Origin of the sequence: Modicisalibacter tunisiensis (assembly GCF_020148005.1) — a bacterium.
In the GTDB taxonomy this organism is placed as follows: Bacteria; Pseudomonadota; Gammaproteobacteria; order Pseudomonadales; family Halomonadaceae; genus Modicisalibacter; species Modicisalibacter tunisiensis.
Map to the genome: position 1 here is coordinate 964,619 of NZ_JAGXFD010000001.1, position 19,554 is coordinate 984,172.

19 protein-coding genes are annotated in these 19,554 nt (G+C 70.3%); 10 read left to right on the forward strand and 9 right to left on the reverse strand.

The genetic code is table 11. The annotated features are described in order from the left end of the window. The first annotated feature begins 3 nt into the window (after positions 1 to 3). The 3 genes from uvrD to KGQ91_RS04450 all read left to right on the forward strand — a co-directional run bounded on the left by uvrD (position 4) and on the right by KGQ91_RS04450 (position 3,953). The gene (gene uvrD, locus KGQ91_RS04440; RefSeq protein WP_224420361.1) at positions 4 to 2,253 is read left to right on the forward strand and encodes a DNA helicase II; all 2,250 of its coding nucleotides are present in this window, start codon (positions 4 to 6) and stop codon (positions 2,251 to 2,253) included. Between the two features lie 21 nt (positions 2,254 to 2,274). After that, complete coding sequence (locus tag KGQ91_RS04445; RefSeq protein WP_224416121.1) at positions 2,275 to 2,733, forward strand: phosphate-starvation-inducible PsiE family protein; 459 nt, start codon at positions 2,275 to 2,277, stop codon at positions 2,731 to 2,733. Positions 2,734 to 2,867: 134 nt separating this feature from the next. After that, a complete protein-coding gene (locus KGQ91_RS04450; RefSeq protein ID WP_224420362.1) occupies positions 2,868 to 3,953 on the forward strand; it encodes a TRAP transporter substrate-binding protein in 1,086 nt (361 codons plus the stop codon). A 30-nt stretch (positions 3,954 to 3,983) separates the two neighbouring features. Here the strand turns inward: KGQ91_RS04450 and KGQ91_RS04455 are convergent, their stop codons facing one another. Continuing rightward, positions 3,984 to 4,400 (reverse strand): acyl-CoA thioesterase, encoded by a 417-nt coding sequence (locus KGQ91_RS04455; protein ID WP_224416119.1) that lies wholly within the window; start codon positions 4,398 to 4,400, stop codon positions 3,984 to 3,986. Between the two features lie 330 nt (positions 4,401 to 4,730). Between KGQ91_RS04455 and phoU the strand changes: the two genes are divergently transcribed. Together phoU and cysZ are read left to right on the forward strand one after the other, a co-directional pair. Then, positions 4,731 to 5,459, forward strand: a complete 729-nt coding sequence (phoU, locus tag KGQ91_RS04460; protein ID WP_224416118.1) for a phosphate signaling complex protein PhoU — start codon at positions 4,731 to 4,733, stop codon at positions 5,457 to 5,459. An 85-nt stretch (positions 5,460 to 5,544) separates the two neighbouring features. Beyond that, a complete protein-coding gene (cysZ, locus tag KGQ91_RS04465) occupies positions 5,545 to 6,288 on the forward strand; it encodes a sulfate transporter CysZ (RefSeq protein WP_224416117.1) in 744 nt (247 codons plus the stop codon). Positions 6,289 to 6,367: 79 nt separating this feature from the next. Here cysZ and phoR read toward each other — a convergent pair whose 3' ends face one another. From phoR to KGQ91_RS04485, 4 genes are all read right to left on the reverse strand, one after another. After that, positions 6,368 to 7,717 (reverse strand): phosphate regulon sensor histidine kinase PhoR, encoded by a 1,350-nt coding sequence (gene phoR, locus KGQ91_RS04470; protein ID WP_224420363.1) that lies wholly within the window; start codon positions 7,715 to 7,717, stop codon positions 6,368 to 6,370. 10 nt (positions 7,718 to 7,727) lie between these two features. Then, complete coding sequence (gene phoB / locus KGQ91_RS04475; protein ID WP_163648013.1) at positions 7,728 to 8,417, reverse strand: phosphate regulon transcriptional regulator PhoB; 690 nt, start codon at positions 8,415 to 8,417, stop codon at positions 7,728 to 7,730. 126 nt (positions 8,418 to 8,543) lie between these two features. Further along, positions 8,544 to 9,443, reverse strand: coding sequence for a 4-hydroxybenzoate octaprenyltransferase (ubiA, locus tag KGQ91_RS04480; RefSeq protein WP_224420364.1), 900 nt, complete (start codon positions 9,441 to 9,443; stop codon positions 8,544 to 8,546). A 30-nt stretch (positions 9,444 to 9,473) separates the two neighbouring features. Then, entirely contained in the window at positions 9,474 to 9,947 is a 474-nt protein-coding gene (locus KGQ91_RS04485) for a chorismate--pyruvate lyase family protein (protein WP_163648080.1), read from the reverse strand. Between the two features lie 165 nt (positions 9,948 to 10,112). On the opposite strand from KGQ91_RS04485, the gene KGQ91_RS04490 reads away from it, so the two are divergent. The 4 genes from KGQ91_RS04490 (at position 10,113) to yccS (ending at position 14,403) form a co-directional block, all read left to right on the forward strand. Further along, positions 10,113 to 11,285: an NAD(P)/FAD-dependent oxidoreductase gene (locus tag KGQ91_RS04490; protein WP_224420366.1), complete on the forward strand. Its 1,173-nt coding sequence runs from the start codon at positions 10,113 to 10,115 to the stop codon at positions 11,283 to 11,285. Between the two features lie 122 nt (positions 11,286 to 11,407). Next, the gene (locus KGQ91_RS04495) at positions 11,408 to 11,683 is read left to right on the forward strand and encodes an HU family DNA-binding protein (protein WP_163648010.1); all 276 of its coding nucleotides are present in this window, start codon (positions 11,408 to 11,410) and stop codon (positions 11,681 to 11,683) included. Positions 11,684 to 11,764: 81 nt separating this feature from the next. Next, positions 11,765 to 12,121, forward strand: coding sequence for a hypothetical protein (locus tag KGQ91_RS04500; protein ID WP_163648009.1), 357 nt, complete (start codon positions 11,765 to 11,767; stop codon positions 12,119 to 12,121). Between the two features lie 107 nt (positions 12,122 to 12,228). After that, positions 12,229 to 14,403, forward strand: coding sequence for a YccS family putative transporter (yccS, locus tag KGQ91_RS04505; protein ID WP_224420367.1), 2,175 nt, complete (start codon positions 12,229 to 12,231; stop codon positions 14,401 to 14,403). 10 nt (positions 14,404 to 14,413) lie between these two features. On the opposite strand, the gene recG is transcribed toward yccS, so the two are convergent. Then, positions 14,414 to 16,495 carry an ATP-dependent DNA helicase RecG gene (gene recG, locus KGQ91_RS04510; RefSeq protein WP_224420368.1) on the reverse strand — a complete coding sequence of 694 codons (2,082 nt, stop codon included), beginning with the start codon at positions 16,493 to 16,495 and terminating at the stop codon, positions 14,414 to 14,416. Next, entirely contained in the window at positions 16,492 to 17,418 is a 927-nt protein-coding gene (locus KGQ91_RS04515) for a hydrogen peroxide-inducible genes activator (RefSeq protein ID WP_163648006.1), read from the reverse strand. Before KGQ91_RS04515 ends, recG begins: the two co-directional genes overlap by 4 nt. Before the next feature lie 71 nt (positions 17,419 to 17,489). Here KGQ91_RS04515 and KGQ91_RS04520 point away from each other — a divergent pair, with 71 nt between their 5' ends. Then, on the forward strand, positions 17,490 to 18,365 hold the full coding sequence (locus KGQ91_RS04520; protein WP_224420369.1) for an SDR family oxidoreductase: 876 nt from the start codon (positions 17,490 to 17,492) through the stop codon (positions 18,363 to 18,365). A gap of 21 nt (positions 18,366 to 18,386) precedes the next feature. On the opposite strand, the gene thpR is transcribed toward KGQ91_RS04520, so the two are convergent. Next, the gene (gene thpR, locus KGQ91_RS04525; RefSeq protein ID WP_224420370.1) at positions 18,387 to 18,920 is read right to left on the reverse strand and encodes an RNA 2',3'-cyclic phosphodiesterase; all 534 of its coding nucleotides are present in this window, start codon (positions 18,918 to 18,920) and stop codon (positions 18,387 to 18,389) included. Between the two features lie 188 nt (positions 18,921 to 19,108). After that, complete coding sequence (locus KGQ91_RS04530; RefSeq protein ID WP_224420371.1) at positions 19,109 to 19,498, reverse strand: RidA family protein; 390 nt, start codon at positions 19,496 to 19,498, stop codon at positions 19,109 to 19,111. Between the last annotated feature and the right edge of the window lie 56 nt (positions 19,499 to 19,554).

Genomic DNA, 19,554 nt, shown 5'->3' on the forward strand with positions numbered 1-19,554 from the left:
TCCATGGACGACGTTCTTTCGGGCGCAGGCTCGCCGGGCGCAGACTCGCCGGGCGACGTCTCGACGCTTCTCGACGACCTCAATCCGGCCCAGCGCGAGGCCGTCAGCGCGCCACTGGGCAACATGCTGGTGCTGGCCGGCGCCGGCTCCGGCAAGACGCGGGTGCTGGTGCACCGCATCGCCTGGCTGCTGCAGGTCGAACGGCTCTCGCCCTACGCGATCCTCGCCGTGACCTTCACCAACAAGGCGGCCCGTGAGATGCGTACCCGCCTCGAGGCGCTGCTGGGACTCTCGCTGCGCAACATCTGGGTGGGCACCTTCCACTCCATCGCCCACCGCCTGCTGCGTACCCACTGGCAGGACGCGCGCCTGCCGCAGCACTTCCAGATCCTCGATGCCGACGACCAGCTGCGCCTGATCAAGCGCCTGCTCAAGGACTACAACATCGACGACGAGCGCTTCCCGCCGCGCCAGGTGCAGTACTTCATCTCCGGCTGCAAGGAGGAGGGCCTGCGTCCGCAGCAGGTGCAGACTCACGGTGACGCCTACCTGGGGCAGATGGTCGAGCTCTACGAGCGTTACCAGCTGACCTGCGAGCGCGGCGGGCTGGTCGACTTCGGCGAGCTGCTGCTGCGCAGCCTCGAGCTGCTGCGCGACAATCCCCGGCTGCTGGCCCACTACCGCGAGCGCTTCGCCCACCTGCTGGTCGACGAGTTCCAGGACACCAACACCCTGCAGTACGCCTGGCTCAAGCTGCTCGCCGGCGAGCACAACGGCCTGACCGTGGTCGGCGACGACGACCAGTCGATCTACGGCTGGCGCGGCGCGCGGGTCGAGAACATCCGCCGCTTCGAGCAGGAATTCCCGGGGACGCGTACCGTGCGCCTCGAGCAGAACTACCGCTCGACCAGCGCCATCCTCGATGCCGCCAACGCCCTGATCGGCCACAACACCGGGCGCATGGGCAAGGAGCTGTGGACCGCCGGGGCCAAGGGCGAGCCGATCTCCGTGTATGCCGGCTTCAACGATCTGGACGAGTCGCGCTTCATCGTCGACACCATCAAGGAAAAGGTCGACGCGGGCTTCAATCGCCGCGAGATCGCCATCCTCTACCGCTCCAACGCCCAGTCGCGGGTGATCGAGGAGACCCTGATCCGCCAGGGCGTGCCCTACCGCATCTATGGCGGCCAGCGCTTCTACGAGCGCCTGGAGATCAAGAACGCCCTGGCCTACCTGCGCCTGCTGCTCAACCGCGAGGACGACGCCTCGCTGGAACGGGTGATCAACGTGCCGGCCCGCGGCATCGGCACCCGCACCGTGGAGATCCTGCGTGTGCGCGCCCGCGAGACCGGCACCTCGCTGTGGCAGGCCCTGCACGACAGCGTCAGCGACGCCACCCTCAAGGGCCGGGCGGCCAACGCCGTGACCGCCTTCGCCAACCTGATCGAGCGGCTCGACAACGACACCGCCGGCATGGCGCTCCACGAGATCATCGAGCACGTCAACACGGTGACCGGGCTGGTCGAGCATCACCGCAACGAGAAGGGCGAGAAGGGCCAGGCCCGGGTCGAGAACCTCGAGGAGCTGGTCACCGCCGCCCGCGCCTTCACCCAGGGCGAGCCGCTGTCCCTGCAGGAGGTCGGCGAGGGCAGCGCGGCCCTCGAGCCGTTCCTCGCCGAGGCCGCGCTCAACGCCGGCGATCATGAAGCCGACGAGTTCGAGGACGGCGTGCAGCTGATGACCCTGCACTCCGCCAAGGGCCTGGAGTTCCCGGTGGTGTTCATCGCCGGGGTCGAGGAGGGGCTGTTCCCGCACAAGATGTCGCTGGAGGAGCCCGGGCGCCTCGAGGAGGAGCGCCGGCTGTGCTACGTCGGCGTGACCCGCGCCATGCACAAGCTCTACCTGACCCATGCCGAGCTGCGTCGGCTGCACGGCAAGGAGACCTTCCAGCGGCCGTCGCGGTTCCTGCGCGAGCTCCCCGAGAACCTGCTCGAGGAAGTCCGACTGCGCGGCCAGGTCTCGCGGCCGATGACCGCCTCGCGCCCGGCGCGCGGTCCCGCCCAGGACTCGGTCGACGGCGGCGGCGACCTGCCGGTGCTGTCGCTGGGCCAGCGGGTGCATCATCCGCTGTTCGGCGAGGGCGTGGTGCTCAATGCCGAGGGGCAGGGCGAGCGCGCCCGGGTCCAGGTGAGCTTCGAGGGCGAGGGCGACAAGTGGCTGGTGCTGGGGTTCGCCAGGCTGACTCCGCTGTAACCTCCGGACGGGACGTGTCACATGAAGAAGAAATGGTTTCCCGAGCTGTTCGACAACTGGGCGCGGCTGTCCGGCTACCAGCGCTTCGAGCGGCTGGTCTCGCTGGTGCTGACCGTGGCGATCGGCGCCACGGTGCTGACCGCGCTCTACTATCTGGTGATGCACGTCGTCGAGCTGCTGTTCGTGCAGACCCGCGACCCCTTCGACTACCGGGTCTTCCAGGCGGTCTTCGACATGATCCTCACCGTGCTGATCGCCATGGAGTTCAACAACTCCATCGTCCGCACCATGGAGGGCGGCGGCGGGTTCATCCATGTCGAGATCGTGGTGCTGATCGCGATCATGGCGCTGGTGCGCAAGTTCATGGTGCTCGACTTCGAGGCCGTCGAGCCGTTCAAGATCCTCGCCCTGGCCGCCGCCGTGCTGGGGCTGGGCGTGTGCTACTGGCTGGTTCGCCACGGCAACCGCAACGGCGACTGAGCGCCATCCTCCTGCCTTGCCGGTCAAATAAGCCCTGACGCATACTGTGGCCTTTCGGGCGCTGGCCGCGCCCGAGGACCGGACACACCCTCTAACCGGGGTGACAAGAACGCCAAAAAAGGAGTCACGCCTGCATGCAACGACGCAAGTTTCTGACGACACTGGGGGCCGGCGCCGCCGGCGTCGCGGCCGCGCCCTTCGTTTCCACCGCCCGTGCGCAGGACACCATCCGCTGGAAGATGGTCACCTCCTGGCCCAAGAACTTCCCCGCGCTGGGGACCGGCGCCAACGACTTCGCCAGGCGCATCGGCGAGCTGTCCGGGGGCCGGATGCAGGTCGACGTCTATGGCGCCGGCGAGCTGGTGCCGGCCCTCGAGGTCTTCGACGCGGTCTCCGAGGGCACCGCCCAGATGGGCCACTCCGCCTCCTACTACTGGCGCGGCAAGGTGCCGGCGGCGCAGTTCTTCACCGCCGTGCCGTTCGGCATGAACACCACCGAAACCAATGCCTGGCTGTACCAGGGCGGCGGCATGGCGCTGTGGGACGAGCTCTACGCGGGGCACAATCTCAAGCCCTTCGCGGTGGGCAACACCGGCACCCAGATGGCCGGCTGGTTCAAGAAGGAGATCCATTCGCTGGAGGACATGCAGGGGCTGAAGATCCGCCTGCCCGGACTCGCCGGCGAGGTGATGAACCGCATCGGCGCCACCGCCCTGACCATTCCCGGCTCGGAGATCTTCACCTCCATGCAGACCGGGGTGCTCGACGCCGCCGACTGGGTGGGCCCCTACAACGACCTGGCCTTCGGGCTCTACCAGGTCGCCGACTACTACTACACCTCGGCCTGGAACGAGCCCAGCGCGATCCTCGAGGGCACGGTCAATCTCGAGGCCTGGCAGGCGCTGCCCGACGACCTCAAGGTGGTGGTGCAGGAAGCCGCGCGCAGCGCCAACCTGGCGATGATCGACGAGTTCACCTTCCGCAACGCCGAGGCGCTCAGGACGCTGGTCGAGGAACACGACGTGCAGCTGCGCTCGTTGCCCGACGACGTGCTCAAGGCGCTCGCCGAGGCCTCGCAGAAGGTCCTGCAGGAGCAGGCCGGCAGCGATCCGGCGTCGAAGAAGATCTTCGACTCCTACCGCGACTTCCAGCAGCAGGTGCGCCGCTACACCGACATCGGCGAGTTCGCCTATCTCAAGAATCGCGCCATGGTCGGCTGAGGACCCGGGCCGACGCTGTCGGCCGGGACATCAGAGGTCTTCCCGGCTGCTGTCGGGCACCGGTCGAATGCGGCCGTTGTCATCCAGCGCCACCATCACGAAGCGCGCCTCGGTGACCTTGTGCATCTCGGGGTCGCGCTCGTGGGGCGAACGGATCCACACCTCGACATCGATGGTGATCGAGCTGCGGCCGATCTCGCGCACCGCGGTGAAGATGCCGACCACCGAGCCGATGCGCACCGGGCAGAGGAAGTCCATCGCCTCGATCGCCACCGTGGCGGTCCGCCCGTGGGCCTGGCGGCCGGCGCACAGCTCGGCGGCCTGGTCCATCTGATTGACCAGCCAGCCGCCGCTGATGTCGCCGTAGAGGTTGGTGTCCTGGCGACTGGCCAGCACCTTGAGGGTCAGGTCGCCGCGGGGCGCGGGCGCGTCATCGAGGTCGGTCATGGTCGATTCCCTTCCGGCACGTATTGTTGTCACCTTGCAGGCCGCCATCTTAAACGGCCGTGACGCCGAGCGACCAGCCTTGCCGTGCACGTCGTGGCGTGTCCCGGCTTCCTGCGCGCGCTCGACTGTGACTACAATCGGAGACAAGCGGACCGGCGACTGTCGTGAATGCCGGTCCGCCGGATGTCGGTGTCGTGGATTCATCGGAATGCAATCTTGTTCCGGCATCATCGCCGTCAGCGGTTTCATGCCCGGAACACCATCCGCGTCTGGCGCTCAGCGAATTTTACCCCATCGGCCGCCGGTTCCTGCGCGGCCCCGGAGAACGTCGTGGACATCACCAGCGAGACTCACAGTCAGCATATTTCCAAGCAGTTCAACCAGGAACTCGAGGAACTCAAGACCCACCTGATGGCGATGGGCGGGCTGGTCGAGAAACAGGTGCAGGAGGCCGTCACCGCGCTGCTCGACTCCGATACCCGGCTGGCCGAGCGCGTGCGCGACAACGACAAGGCCGTCAACGAGATGCAGCTGAAGATCGACGACGAGTGTACCCGGGTGCTGGCGCGCCGGCAGCCGGCGGCCTCCGACCTGCGGCTGGTGCTGGCGGTGACCCGCGCTACCTCGGACCTCGAGCGCATCGGCGACGAGGCCTGCAAGATCGCGCGCAATGCCATCGCGCTGGCCGAGGCCGGACGCCAGGTGCACGGCTTCGTCGAGGTTCGCCACATCAGCGAGCACGTGCGCAACATGATCCGCGATGCCCTGACGGCGTTCACCCGCTTCGATACCGAGCTGGCCCTGAAGGTGGCCCAGGAGGACGATGCCGTGGACAGTGAATACACCAGCGCCATGCGCTCGCTGATGACCTTCATGATGGAGGATCCGCGCTCGATCAGCTCGATTCTCAGCGTGATGTGGATCCTGCGGGCGCTGGAGCGCATCGGCGACCACGCCGACAACCTGGCCGAGTACGTCATCTACCTGGTCAAGGGGCTGGATGTCCGCCACCGCAACATCCACTCGCTTGACGATTCCTCGCTGACCGGTAAAGGTTGACCCCGGCGGCCCGCGGGGCCGTCGTCGACCCCGGCCGTCGCCCGTGCGACGGCCGTATCGTTGCTCTTGCGGGAACCCTCCGATCATGCTCAATGCCTTCAGCGCCCTGGCCCGGGGCACGCGCCTGGTGCTTTCGCCGGGACTGCGCCGTTACGTCTTTCTGCCGATTCTGGCCAACCTGCTGCTCTACGTCGGCACCCTCGTCTACCTGTTCGACAACTTCGGCGGCTGGATCGACTACGGAATGCGCCAGGTGCCGGGCTGGCTCGCCTGGCTCGAGTGGCTGATCTGGCCGCTGCTGGTGGCGAGCCTCGCGGTGGCGGTGTTCTTCACCTTCACGCTGGTCGCCAACCTGATCGCCGCGCCCTTCTACGGCTTTCTCGCCGAGAAGGTCGAGCGTCAGGTCACCGGCCGCGCGCCCCTGGACGATCGCGGCTTCGCCCGTGCCGCGGTCGACGCCCTGGGCCGCGAGCTGGTCAAGCTGGGCTACATCCTGCCGCGCATGGCGCTGCTCTTCCTGCTCGGCCTGGTACCCGGGCTGAACCTGGTGATGCCGTTTCTGTGGGCGGCCTTCTCGGCCTGGATGATGGCGGTCACCTACCTCGACTACCCGATGGACAACAACCTGGTCAGCTTCGTCGAGATGCGCCGCCGCCTGCGCGCGCGCTGGTGGCCGACGCTGACCTTCGGCGGCTGGGTGATGGCGGCCAGCTGGGTGCCGGTGCTCAACCTGCTGCTGCTGCCCGGTGCGGTGGCCGGGGCGGTGCTGATGTGGCAGCAGCACTACCGGGACCTGCCGGTAGCGGCCGAGCGGGCGAAGCGTCCCTGATGGGGTAAAGGGCAGCATCCCGGGTGGCGGGTTGCCCGGCCGGAGCCGTGCGGCGTGCGTGACGACCCGCCGTCACCCGCTATTGCCCGCTGTCGGCGGTGCGGTACGTGACCTCGGTGTCGGAGCCGGTCTCGCCGAGGGGGCGGCGGATCAGGCGGGCGGCGGGAAACACGCAACGGAACAGCGCGCCCTCGCCGGGGCGTGACTCGATCTCCAGGCGCGCATCGTGGCGCAGCAGCACATGCTTGACGATCGCCAGCCCCAGACCGGTGCCGCCGGTGGCCGCGCTGCGCCCCTTGTCGACCCGGTAGAAGCGCTCGGTCAGGCGCGGGAGGTGCACCGGGTCGATGCCGTCGCCGTCATCCTCGACCTCGAGGGCGGCGCCGTCCTGCCAGGGGCGCCAGCGCAGGGTGATGGTGCTGTCCTCGGGGGTGTAGCGCACGGCGTTGAAGGCCAGGTTGGAGACCGCGCTGCGCAGCTCAGCCTCGACCCCCAGCAGGTCACGCGACTCGGCGGTCTCGATGCGCACCCGGCATCCGCCGCCCGCCAGGGCGGCGGCGTCGTCGCGCACGCTGCCCAGCAGCGGCGGCACGGCCACCGGCACGCTGCGCTCGGTCTGGTGATCGGTTTCCAGCCGCGACAGCAGCAGCAGGTCCTCGACCAGGTTCTGCATGCGCCGGGTCTGGTCCTGCATCTGGCCGAGGCCGCGCTGCCAGCGCGGCGGCAGTTGGTCGGCATGCTCGGTGTAGGTCTCGAGATAGCCGGTGAGCACGGTCAGCGGCGTGCGCAGCTCGTGGGAGACGTTGGCGACGAAGTCGCGGCGCATCTGCTCGAGACGGTGCAGGCGGGTGATGTCGCGCACCATCACCAGGCGCTCGTTGTCGCCGTAGAGGGTGATCTGGAACTGCAGCATCAGGTCGTCGCGCAGCGGCGAGGGCAGCACCACCGGCTCGCGGTAGTCGCGGGCGTTGAAGTAGTCGATGAAGCGCGGGTCGCGCAGCAGGTTGGTGACGGGCTGGCCGCGGTCGTGACGGGCCTGCAGGCCGAGCATGCGTTCGGCGGCGCTGTTCCACCAGTCCATGTTGCCCTGGTTGTCGAGCATCACCACGCTGTCGCGCATCGCCTCGGCGGATTCCTGGATGCGGTGGATCACGTCGCGCAGACGCTGCTGGGTCAGCCGCTGGACCTTCTGGTAACGGTAGAGGCGATCGAACAGGTCGCCCCACACGCCGCTGCCCGCCGGCGGCTCCTGGCTCGGATCACTGTTCAGCCACTGGTAGAGCTCGCGCAGGTGGCGCAGGTGGATGAGCACGAACAGGGCGAGACCGGCGGCCACGCCCCAGCCGAGACTGCCGAATACCCAGCCCAGCAGGCCCAGCCCGACGACCAGGTAGGCCAGCCGCCAGAGCTCGTTGTTCCAGTAGTACATGCCGGTGATCTCATCCCCGCGCCGAGAAGCGATAGCCGGTACCGCGCACGGTCTGGATCAGGTGCTGATGCGCCTCGCCCAGTGCCTTGCGCAGGCGGCGGATATGCACGTCGACCGTGCGTTCCTCGACGTAGACGTTGCCACCCCACACCTGATCGAGCAACTGGCCGCGGGTATAGGCGCGCTCCGGGTGGGTCATGAAGAACTGCAGCAGCCGGTACTCGGTGGGGCCGACCTCCAGCGCCTGGCCGTGGGACGATACCCGGTGGCTGGCCGGGTCGAGCATCAGGCCGTCGACCTCCACCACCTCCTCGACGCCCCGCGGCGTGGTGCGGCGCAGCACCGCCTTGAGCCGGGCGACCAGCTCGCGCGGCGAGAACGGCTTGGTGATGTAGTCGTCGGCGCCGGCCTCGAGCCCGAGGATCTTGTTGTCCTCCTCGCTCTTGGCGGTGAGCATGATGATCGGCAACTCGGCGGTGGTCTCCTCGCGCTTCAGGCGCCGCGCCAGCTCGATGCCGCTGGTGCCGGGCATCATCCAGTCGAGCAGCAGCAGGTCGGGCTGGCTGTCGACGATCAGGGCGTGGGCGTCCTGGGCATTGTCGGCCTCCAGGACCCGGTAATCGGCCATCTCCAGCGCCACGGCGATCATCTCGCGGATGGAGGGCTCGTCATCGACGATCAGAACGGTCTTGGATGTCATTTCCCTGGCCTCGTGGGGTGACGGACACCGCCCGCGGCAGGCATCCGTCGGTGACAGGACGATGACGATTACAACGCGCGGACATGACAAGCTTGTGACAGGTGCCGGACGGCCGCCAGCCCCGCATCAGCCCTCGGGCCACAGCGCCATCACGAGGCCGGCGTGCAGCACCAGCCCCGCCCAGTGGTTGTTGAGAAACGCCCGGAAGCAGCGTTCCCGGGAGCGGTCGCGGATCAGCCACTGCTGGTAGACGAAGATCAGCCCCATCGCCGTCAGGCCGACCCAGAAGTAGCCGCTCAGCGCCTGGCGCACGCCCACCACCGCCAGCAGGGTCAGGGTAGCCAGCTGCAGCAGACCGATGATCAGCTTGTCGTGGCGGCCGAACAGCACGGCGGTGGACTTGATGCCGATCGTCAGGTCGTCGTCGCGGTCGACCATGGCGTATTCGGTGTCGTAGGCCACCGTCCACAGCACGTTGGCGAGGAACAGCAGCCAGGCATCCGCCGGCAGCTGCTGCTGGACGGCGCCGAAGGCCATGGGAATCGCCCACGAGAAGGCCGCGCCGAGCACCACCTGCGGCCAGTGGGTATAGCGCTTCATGAACGGATAGACGAAGGCCAGTGCCACCCCGCCGAACGACAGCATCACCGTGAAGGCGTTGGTGAAGCAGACCAGCACGAAGGACGCGGCGACCAGCCCCGCGAACAGCACCCGGGCCTCGCCCGCACCGATCCGCCCGGTGGCCAGCGGCCGGTCGCGGGTGCGCTTGACGTGGCCGTCGAAGTGGCGGTCGGCGTAGTCGTTGATCACGCAGCCGGCGGCGCGCATCAGGTAGACGCCGGCGACGAAGATCAGCAGCGTCGCACGCTCGGGCAGGCCGTCGGCGGCGATCCACAGGGCCCACAGGGTCGGCCACATCAACAGCCAGGTGCCGATCGGCCGGTCGAGCCGGGTCAGGTGCAGGAAGGCGGGCAGGCGCGCGGGATGCAGGCGAGCCAGACCGACGGGACGCGGGGTGGGTTGCATGACAGCCTCCGAGAACGATCGGGCCACAGTCTAGCGAGTCGCCAGCCCCAGTTCATCCGCCATGGCGGTCAGGAAGAACTCCTGGACCAGCACCTCGAAGCGGCCGTGGCGAAAGCGCGAGCGCCGTCCCCAGGGCGCCTCGGCCGTCGGAAAGGGCGGCGCGCCACGGGTGATCGCGATCGGTCCGCGCTCGAGATCCGGCTGGCGGAACAGCCAGTGGCCCAGCGAGCGCTCGCCGAGCTGGCCCAGCCGCTGGCCGGTCAGGCTGGTCAGCGGCGCCACCGAGCGGGCGAGCACCCAGGGCGTGTCGCCGCTGCACAGCGCCACCTCGCGACACCAGACATAGTGCGAGGCGGGCACGCCGAGGGCACGGGCCTCGTCGCGGCGCGGGCGGGCCAGGCGCTGGGCGAGCAGGCGCACGGCGAAGGGCTGCGGCATCGCCGCGCCCAGCCGCCGGGTCAGCGAATCGCGCGAGGCCAGCCACTGCCACCAGGCCGGGCTCATCGCCGGCCGCCAGGCGGCGGCGGGGCGCCAGTGGGGGATCGCCACGGGGCGTGTCGAAGCGGGCAAACCGGCCTCCGGGTCGGCAAACGGGCGCGATAGTGTACCATGACGACCTGGCCGGCCCGGTCCCGGCCCGTCATCCACGACCCGCTGGCACCACGACCCATGACTCGATCCCTGACCCTGATCGGCAGCGGCATGGCCGGTTTCGGCCTGGCGCGTGCCCTGCGCCGCCTGCAGCCCGAGCGGCCGATCACCCTGATCACCGCCGACAGCGGCGACGACTATTCCAAGCCCCTGCTCTCCACCGGCTTCGCCAAGGGCCTGGCGCCGGAGGCGCTGGCCGCCGACTCGGCGCTGGATGCCGCCGAGCGCCTGAATCTGGTGATGCGCCCCCGGACCCGGGTCGACGCCCTCGATCCCGTGGCCCGCGAGCTGCACATCGGCGCCGAGCGCCTGCCCTTCGATGACCTAGTGCTGGCCACCGGGGCCGCGCCGCAGCCGCCCTTCGCCATCGACGCAACACTCGCCGGGCGGGTCTTCACCATCAACGACCTCGACGACTACCGGGCCTTCCATGCCGCCCTGACGGCGCTGGGGCGGCCGGCGCGCGTCGCCGTCATCGGCGCCGGGCTGGTGGGCTGCGAGTACGCCAACGACCTGGTCGCCGGCGGTCATGCCGTGGCCATGATCGCCCCCGAGCGGGCGCCGCTGGCCCGCCTGCTGCCCGAGCCGCTGGGCCGGGTGCTGGGCCGGGTGCTGGGCGCTGCGCTGGCCGGGGCGGGGGTCGAGCTGCATCTGGGGCGCGGCGTGGGCGAGCTGGGTCTCGACGGCGGGGATCTGAGCGTGGCGCTGGATGACGGCCATGTCCTCGACGCCGACCTGGTGCTGGTCGCCACCGGCCTGGTGCCGCGCACCGAGCTGGCCGCCGCGGCAGGGCTCGCGGTCAGCGAGGCCGGCATCCAGGTCGATCGCTGCCTGCGCACCGCGGTCGAGGGCATCCACGCCCTGGGCGACGTGGCCTGCGTCGACGGCGTCAACGCCATGTATGTCCAGCCGCTGCAGGCCGGCGCCCGGGCCCTGGCGGCGACGCTGGCCGGCACCCCCACCGCCGTGCGCTACGGCCCCTGGCCGGTGCTGGTCAAGACGCCCTGCTGCCCGGTGGTGGCCCTGCCGCCGCGGGTCACGCCCGCCCGCTGGCGCATCGAGGGCGAGGGCGACGATCTCGCCGCCCTGGCCGAGGACGACCGGGGGCGGCTGCTGGGCTTTGCGTTGACCGGGCGCTGTGTACGGCGGAAAGTCGAACTGGCGCGAGCCGCGCCGCCGTTGCTAATCTAGGTGCGTCGTGGCCCGCGGCCCCGGCGGCTGCCGGAGCGCCGGCCGGCGCTCGGGAGACGCCCGAAACAACAACAAGCGGCAGTCGAGGCTGCCGTCTTACACTGCCCCAGACAGGAGGTTCCATGCGCAAGCCAGAACTCGCGGCGGCCATCGCCGAGCGTGCCGATCTTTCCAAGGACAAGGCCAGCCAGGTGCTCAACGTGATCCTCGACGAGATCACCGGCAGCGTCGCCAAGGGCCAGGATGTCTCGCTCATCGGCTTCGGCTCGTTCACCGTGCGCGAGCGTGCCGCCCGTACCGGCAAGAATCCGCAGACCGGCGAGGCGCTGACCATCCCCGCCAGCAGGACCGTGGCCTTCAAGGCGGGCAAGGCGCTCAAGGACGCCGTCGCCAAGTAACGCCTCGCGGCTGGAGCGTGTCGCGACCGGCGTGCGCTCCGCCGACGCTCTTCCTTCCCACGTGCGAGTCATGGACGGCCCATGAAACTGCGACTGATGCTCTGGCTGCTCGGCCTGCTGCTCAAGCGCGCGCGGCGTCGCCACGCGGGCTTTCGCGAGCGGCTGCGCGACCGCCCGCTGGCCTGGGGAATCGCCACCGAGGATTTGCGCATCGCCCGCCACTACCGGCTGACGGCCGAGCGCGTGCAGTCGGCATCGGGCCTGCCGGTGGACCTCGACCTGGAACTGCGCTTCCGTGACCCCGACACGGCGCTGGCCGTGCTTCGCCACCCCTCCCCGCGCGCCTTTCGCGACGGCCTGATCGACGGCCGGCTGCGCCTGGTGGGCGACACCCGCGACCTCGAGCGCCTGCAGGGCCTGCTCGCCTTCCTGCGTTGACTTCCGGCGCTGATCGCTGCGGCATGACGACGTTATACTAACGTCGAATCAGCGGATCCCCCCCGTATCCGTCCGCCCGCTGCCGAGGAGGCCCGACCGCCATCGCCATGCTGCCACGCTCCCTCGACCATTCCCTGCGCCGCCTGTGGACGCTCGACACCTTCGCCTACAGCGTGCGCGTGTTCATCGCGCTGGCCGGGGCGATGGCCTGGAGCTGGCACCTGGGCGGCATCGCCCAGCTGATTCCGCTGTTCCTGGGGGTGATCGCCAGCGCCCTGGCCGAGACCGACGACCACTGGCAGGGACGCCTGACGGCCCTGGCGGTGACGCTGGCCTGCTTCGCCGTCGCCGCGCTGTCGGTGGAGTGGCTCTTCGATCGCCCGCCGGCCTTCGCCGCGGGGCTGGCGCTGTCGGCCTTCGGCCTGACCATGCTGGGGGCGGTGGGGCCGCGTTACGGCACCATCGCCCATGCCACCCTGATCCTGTCGATCTACACCATGATCGCCATCGAGCGTCAGGGCGGCGTGGCGCCGGGCGAGCTGTGGCGCGAGCCGGCCATGCTGCTCGCCGGGGCGGCCTGGTACGGGCTGATCTCGGTGGTCTGGTGCGCGCTGTTCGCCCGCCAGCCGCTCAAGCTGAGCCTGGCGCTGCTGCTGCGCGAGCTGGGCGAGTACCTGCGCCTCAAGGCGACGCTGTTCGAGCCGGTGCGCGGTATCGACCTGGAGGCACGGCGCCTGGCGCTGGCCGAGCAGAACGCGCGGGTCGTGGAGGCGCTCAACCAGGCCAAGGAGATGATCTTTCGCCGCCTGGAGGGCGCGCGCGGCACGCACAAGCTCGACCGCTACCTGCGGCTGTACTTCATCGCCCAGGACATCCACGAGCGGGCCAGCTCCTCGCACTATCCCTACGGCGAGTTGACCGAGGCCTTCTTTCACCACGATGTGCTGTTCCGCTGCCAGCGCCTGCTCGAGCAGCAGGGGCAGGCCTGCCGCTCGCTGGCCCGGGCCCTGCTGCTGCGCCAGCCCTTCGACCACGGCCCCAGCGAGCAGGCCCTGGCCGATCTCAACGCCTCGCTCGACTACCTGCATCGCCAGCCGCGCCGCGACTGGCGACGCCTGCTGCACTCGCTGGACGCCCTGGCCGACAACCTGGCCACACTCGAGCACCAGCTGGCCGGCGCCCGCAATCCCGACGCCCCGGCCGGCGACGCCGACGCTTCGCTCCATGACCGCTCCCCCCGGGGCCCGCGCGACATCTACGACCGCCTGCGCTCGCACCTGACCCCGGCCTCGCCGATCTTCCGTCATGCCCTGCGCCTGTCGCTCACCCTGCTGGCCGGCTACGGCCTGCTGCTGTGGATTCATCCCACCCAGGGCTACTGGATCCTGCTCACCAGCCTGTTCGTCTGCCGGCCCAACTTCGGCGCCACGCGACGCTTTCTGTGGCAGCGCATCGTCGGCACCGTGGCCGGGCTGGTCGCCGGCTGGGCGCTGATCAGCCTGTTTCCCGACCCGCTGATCCAGCTGTCGATCGCGGTGGTCGCCGGGGTGGGATTCTTCGCCGCCCGGGCCCGCCATTACGCGCTGGCGACCGCGGCGATCACCCTGCTGGTGCTGTGCTGCTTCAACCAGGTCGGCAACGGCTTCGGGCTGATCTGGCCACGGCTGTTCGACACCCTGCTGGGGGCGGGCATCGCCGGACTGGCGGTGGTGCTGGTGCTGCCGGACTGGCAGGGGCGGCGGCTGCATCAGCTGGGGGCGGCCAGCCTGGCAGCCGGCGCCCGCTACCTGAGCGCGATCCTCGGCCAGTACAGCAACGGCAAGGCGGACGACCTCGACTACCGGCTGGCCCGGCGCAACGCCCACAATGCCGATGCCGCCCTCGCCGCGCGGCTGGCCAACGCGCGCCGCGAGCCGGGACACTTCCGCAAGGACGTCGAGGCGGGCTTTCGCTTCCTGACCCACGCCCACACCCTGCTCAACTACCTGTCGGCGCTCGGCGCCCACCGCGGCGAGACCCGGCCAGCGGGCGACGATGCCTGGCTGCACGCCCAGGCCGACGGCATCATCGCCGATCTGGAGGCGCTGGCCGGCCGGCTGGGGGCGCGTCAGGTACCGTCGACACCGGCGACGGCGGAGCCCCGCGCCCGGGCGCTCGAGGCCTGGGCGCAGGCCACCGACGACGAGCCCCGGCGCCTGCTGGCCGAGCAGCTGGCGCTGATCAGCCGGGCCCTGGTGCCGCTCGGCGAGGCCGCCGCGGGGCTGGTCAGGCGGCAGGTGTAGGTGGCGCGGCTCACACCTGCCCGTAGCGTCCGGCTTCCTCGCCCAGCCAGCGGCGGATCAGCGTCTCGGCGGCTTCGGGCGCTTCGGCGAGCAGCGCCCGGGCCAGCGGGTCGAGGCGCTCGAGCAGGTCGCGGTCGCGTTCCAGGTCGGCGATCTTCATCTGCGCCAGGCCGGTCTGGCGAGTGCCCAGTACCTCGCCGGGGCCGCGCAGCTCCAGGTCCTTCTCGGCGATGCGGAAACCGTCGCCGGTCTCGCGCATCACCGCCAGGCGCTCGCGGGAATGGGCCGACAGCGGCGGGTGATAGAGCAGCACGCAGAAGCTCTCGGTACTGCCGCGGCCGACCCGTCCACGCAGCTGATGAAGCTGCGACAGGCCCAGCCGTTCGGGGTTCTCGATGATCATCAGGCTGGCGTTGGGCACGTCGACGCCCACCTCGATCACCGTGGTGGCGACCAGCAGGTCGAGTTCGCCGGCCTTGAAGGCGTCCATCACCGCGGCCTTCTCGGCGGCCTTCATGCGCCCGTGGACCAGCCCCACGGCGAGTTCCGGCAGGGCCTCGGTCAGGGCGTCGCGGGTCGCCTCGGCGGCCTGACACTGCAATGCCTCGGATTCCTCGATCAGCGTGCACACCCAGTAGGCCTGACGGCCCTCGGCACAGGCATGGCGGATGCGCGCGACCACCTCGGGGCGGCGCTCGTCGGCGACCGCCACGGTCTGCACCGGAGTGCGGCCGGGCGGCAGCTCGTCGATCACCGACAGGTCGAGGTCGGCGTAGGCGCTCATCGCCAGGGTGCGCGGGATCGGCGTGGCGGTCATGATCAGCTGGTGCGGCGTCAGGCCGCCGGCCTCGCCCTTCTGGCGCAGCGCCAGGCGCTGGTGGACGCCGAAGCGGTGCTGCTCGTCGACGATCGCCAGCCCCAGGCGCTGGAAGTGCACGTCGTCCTGGAACAGCGCGTGGGTGCCCACCACCACCCGGGCGCGGCCGTCGGCGATCGCCGCCTTGGTGTCGAGCCGGGCCTTGCCCTTGAGCTTGCCGGCCAGCCAGGCCACGTCGACGCCCAGCGGGGCGAACCAGTCGCGGAAGTTGCGAAAGTGCTGCTCGGCGAGGAGCTCGGTGGGTGCCATCACCGCCACCTGGCAGTCGCCGGCGATGGCGGCCAGCGCGGCCAGCGCCGCGACCACCGTCTTGCCCGAGCCGACATCGCCCTGGACCAGCCGCAGCATGGGGCGTTCGGTTTCCAGGTCGCGGGCGATCTCGTCGAGCACCCGGCGCTGGGCACCGGTCAGCGAGAACGGCAGCTGGGCGACGAAGCGCGCCTGCAGGCTGCGCCCGGAGGGCAGCGCGGGGGCGCCGTCGGCCTGGATGCGCAGGCGCACCTGGCGCAGGCTCAGCTGGTGGGCGAGCAGCTCCTCCAGCGCCAGGCGCCGCTGGGTGGGATGCGTGCCCGAGGCGAGGCGCTCGAGATCGGCGTCCGGGGGCGGCTCGTGCAGGTAGTGCAGGCAGGCGTGCAGCTCGGGCAGCCGGAAGCGCTCGCGCAGCGGCCCGGGGATGGCGTCGGGCAGGGCCGCCGGGTCGGCGTCGAGCGCCGCGAGCGCCTGGGCGATCAGGCCGCGCAGCCGCGGCTGGGTCAGCCCCTCGGTGGCCGGGTAGATCGGCGTCAGGTGGTCCTCGACCGGGGTCTCGCCCGGCGTCACCAGGCGGTACTCGGGATGGTAGAGCTCCAGTCCGGTGGCGCCGGCGCGGGCCTCGCCGAAGCCGCGCACCACCACCCCGGGGTGGAACTGCTGCTGCTGGGCCGGCGAGAAGTGGAAGAAGCGCAGGCTGAGGATGCCCGAGCCGTCCTTGAGGCGCACCAGCAGGCTGCGCCGGCGGCCCTTGACCACCTCGGCGGCGGCCACCTCGCCCTCGACGACGACCTCCATGCCGGCGCGCAGGGTGCCGATCGGCGTGATGCGGGTGCGGTCCTGGTAGCGCAGCGGCAGGTGCAGCAGCAGGTCGGCGACCTGCCGGATGCCCAGCCGGGCCAGCTTGCCGGCCAGCGCCTCGCCGACGCCGGTCAGCTCGGTGACGGAGGCATCGAGTCGGGTCATGCCGGCTCGGGGTCGCCCTGACGCCAGCGGCAGCGCTCGATGGCCTCGATCACCGCATCGATCGCCCGGGGCCGCGGGAAGCTGGCCCGCCAGGCGATGGCCACGGTGCGGCTGGGCGCCTCGGGGGCGAAGGGCCGGCTCTCGAGCAGCCCGGACTCGTAGTGGCTGGTGCCGATCGCCGAGCTCGGCAGCACCGTCACCCCCAGCCGCGAGGCGACCATGTGGCGGATGGTCTCCAGCGAGCCGCCCTCGGCGGTCAGGGTGTTGGAGGGGCTGTTGAGCTGGGCGCCGATCGCCGGGCAGGCCTCGAGGATCTGGTCGCGGAAGCAGTGCCCCTCGCCGAGCAGCAGCAGCCGCTCGTTGACCAGGTCGTCCTTGTCGATGCAGGCCTTCCGCGTCCACGGATGGTCGCTGGGCATCAGCACTTCGAAGGGCTCCTCGTAGAGCGGCCGGGTGACCACGTCGGTCTCGGTGAAGGGCAGCGCGACGATGATCGCGTCGAGCTCGCCGCTGCGCAGCTTGCGGCGCAGGTCGGCGGTGAAGCCCTCCTCGATGTACAGCGGCATCTTCGGCGAGCTGCGCGTCAGCTCGGGAATCAGGTAGGGGAAGAGGTAGGGGCCGATGGTGTAGATCGCGCCGATGCGCAGCGGGCTGCTGAGCTGGTCCTTGCCCTCGTTGGCCAGCTCGCGGATCACGCTGGCCTGCTCGAGCACGCGCTGGGCCTGCTCGACCACCTTCTCGCCCAGCGGGGTCACCTGAACCGTCGACTTGGAGCGCTCGAACAGCGCCACTCCGAGCTCCTCCTCGAGCTTCTTCACGGCCACGGAGAGGGTGGGCTGCGAGACGAAGCAACGCTCGGCGGCGCGGCCGAAATGCCGCTCCTGCGCCAAGGTTACGATATAGCGGAGTTCTGTTAGAGTCATGGCTGGGCCCGCGGGGGCTCGTCCTGTTGCAACGGATGGTTGATGTCGTTTTACCAAGGAGCCAGGTAAAGGTGAAGAATACCAGTCTCATTCTCGGTTGTGGGGATGTCGGTACCGCGCTGGGGCGGCTGCTGGCCGCGGCCGGGCAGCGTGTGGTCGGTGTGCGGCGCAACCCCTCGGCGCTGGAGGGCACCGGCATCGAGCCGCTGGCGCTGGACGTGACCGATGCCGAGGCGCTGTCGGCCATGCCCGAAGCCGACATCGTGGTCTACGCGGCGAGTGCCGACCGCTTCGAGGAGAGCGCCTACCAGGCGGCCTATCCCGATGGTCTGAAGGCGGTGCTCGGCGAGCTCGAGGGGCGTGACCGGCCGCCACGGCACGTGTTCTTCGTCTCCTCGACCGGTGTCTACGCCCAGCAGGACGGCGAGACGGTCGACGAGACCTCGCCCACCGAGCCGCGCGGTTTCTCCGGCCAGCTGATGCTGGCCGCCGAGCGTGCCCTGCTCGACAGCCGTCTGCCCGGTACCGTGGTGCGCTTCTCGGGCATCTACGGCCCCGGCCGCGACCGGCTGATCCGTCAGGTGCGCGAAGGCCGGGTGGCGCCCGCCGTGCCGTCGATGTACACCAACCGCATCCATCGCGACGACTGCGCCGGCGTGCTCGCCCACCTGATCGAGCGTGCGCTGACCGACCAGCCGCTGGAGGCGCTCTACCTGGCCAGCGACTGCGAGCCGGTGCCGCTGCACGACGTCACCGCCTGGCTGGCCAGGCGGCTGAAGATCGAGTCCACCGAGACCATGCAGTCGCCGCTGCGGCGGCGCTCCAGCAAGCGCTGCGACAATACCCGCCTGTGCGAGACCGGCTACCGTTTCCGCTTCCCGACCTTCCGCGAGGGCTACGCCCAGGTGCTCGCCGAGGCCGACCCGGCCGCGCCCGAGAAGGCCTGAGCCGCGCGCCCGTGCCCCTGTTCAATGCCGGGTGCGGGCCAGCGTGACATACTCGTGAGTGCCGTGGCGGGACGTCGAGGCCACCAGCGCCGCCGCCCGGTAGTGCCAGTCGAGCGGCGTCGGCCGCCAGCCCTCGGGCGGTGCGCCGGCGCGACGCAGCAGGGTGACGTGGGGCGTGAAGGCGCCGGGCGAGCGTACGCCCAGCCCGGCATCATCGGCCAGCGCGGCCAGGCGGTCATGCAGCGTCGCGAGCGCCTCGGCCCCCGCGTCGCCGCCTGCCCAGACCACCCCGGCCCGGGGAAAGTGCCCGCCGGCCCGGGGAAAGTGCCCGATCCGCGACAGCGTCCAGGTGCCGGGGGCGATGGCCCGTTCCCGGGTCGACGCCGCCAGGGCATCGGCCTGCGGGGCGCTTGCCTCGCCGAGAAACGCCAGTGTCAGGTGCAGCTTGTCCGGCGGCGTGGCGCGTCCGCCGCAGCGGTGCCGCGCCTCCCGACCCAGCGCCGCGAGTTGCTCGCGCAGCGCCGGGCCCGGCCATAGCGCAAAGAACAGGCGCATGCCTTGCTCCGATGGTGAGCGGCGCTTCAAAACCGCTCACCTTGGTTAAGAAAGCGGTTCACGATCGTCACGAGCGATGGCGAGGCAAGGCGAAATGCCTCGAGTGAGCGCAGTTTACCGCGGTAAATGAGCATCACGAGAGGGATTTCAACGCCGCATCGCCGAGCGCAGTAGATCGTGCACCGTTTTCAGTCGCCGATGACCATCACCGCTTCGGCTTCTACCTGACTGCCCTTCGGCAGCGCCTTCACGCCCACCGCGGCGCGCGCCGGGTAGGGCGGCTTGAAGAACTCCTCCATCACCTCGTTGACCACGGCGAAGTTGTCCAGGTCGACCAGGTAGAGGTTGAGCTTGACGATGTCCTGCAGCGAGCCGGCGGCTTCCTCGCAGACCGCGGCCAGGTTGGTGAAGACTTGGCGCGTCTGGGCACGGAAGTCCTCGGAGACGATCGCCATGCTTTCCGGGTCCAGGGGAATCTGGCCGGACAGGTAGACGGTGTTGCCGGCCTTGATGGCCTGGGAGTAGGGGCCGATGGCGGCGGGCGCCTTGCTGGTCTGGATGACGGCCTTGTTGCTCATGACGGATCTCCTTGCTTGTCGTTGCGCCTGGCCCGGGGCCGGCAGGATAGAAAAAA

Coding starts and splice junctions, on each gene's coding strand:
- KGQ91_RS04515 (WP_163648006.1), bottom strand. CDS start 17,418: ATGACTCTAACAGAACTCCGCTATATCGTAACCTTGGCGCAGGAGCGG.
- phoR (WP_224420363.1), bottom strand. CDS start 7,717: ATGTACTACTGGAACAACGAGCTCTGGCGGCTGGCCTACCTGGTCGTC.
- KGQ91_RS04495 (WP_163648010.1), top strand. CDS start 11,408: ATGCGCAAGCCAGAACTCGCGGCGGCCATCGCCGAGCGTGCCGATCTT.
- yccS (WP_224420367.1), top strand. CDS start 12,229: ATGCTGCCACGCTCCCTCGACCATTCCCTGCGCCGCCTGTGGACGCTC.
- uvrD (WP_224420361.1), top strand. CDS start 4: ATGGACGACGTTCTTTCGGGCGCAGGCTCGCCGGGCGCAGACTCGCCG.
- KGQ91_RS04490 (WP_224420366.1), top strand. CDS start 10,113: ATGACTCGATCCCTGACCCTGATCGGCAGCGGCATGGCCGGTTTCGGC.
- KGQ91_RS04455 (WP_224416119.1), bottom strand. CDS start 4,400: ATGACCGACCTCGATGACGCGCCCGCGCCCCGCGGCGACCTGACCCTC.
- recG (WP_224420368.1), bottom strand. CDS start 16,495: ATGACCCGACTCGATGCCTCCGTCACCGAGCTGACCGGCGTCGGCGAG.
- KGQ91_RS04450 (WP_224420362.1), top strand. CDS start 2,868: ATGCAACGACGCAAGTTTCTGACGACACTGGGGGCCGGCGCCGCCGGC.
- ubiA (WP_224420364.1), bottom strand. CDS start 9,443: ATGCAACCCACCCCGCGTCCCGTCGGTCTGGCTCGCCTGCATCCCGCG.
- KGQ91_RS04500 (WP_163648009.1), top strand. CDS start 11,765: ATGAAACTGCGACTGATGCTCTGGCTGCTCGGCCTGCTGCTCAAGCGC.
- KGQ91_RS04530 (WP_224420371.1), bottom strand. CDS start 19,498: ATGAGCAACAAGGCCGTCATCCAGACCAGCAAGGCGCCCGCCGCCATC.
- KGQ91_RS04445 (WP_224416121.1), top strand. CDS start 2,275: ATGAAGAAGAAATGGTTTCCCGAGCTGTTCGACAACTGGGCGCGGCTG.
- KGQ91_RS04485 (WP_163648080.1), bottom strand. CDS start 9,947: ATGAGCCCGGCCTGGTGGCAGTGGCTGGCCTCGCGCGATTCGCTGACC.
- thpR (WP_224420370.1), bottom strand. CDS start 18,920: ATGCGCCTGTTCTTTGCGCTATGGCCGGGCCCGGCGCTGCGCGAGCAA.
- cysZ (WP_224416117.1), top strand. CDS start 5,545: ATGCTCAATGCCTTCAGCGCCCTGGCCCGGGGCACGCGCCTGGTGCTT.
- phoB (WP_163648013.1), bottom strand. CDS start 8,417: ATGACATCCAAGACCGTTCTGATCGTCGATGACGAGCCCTCCATCCGC.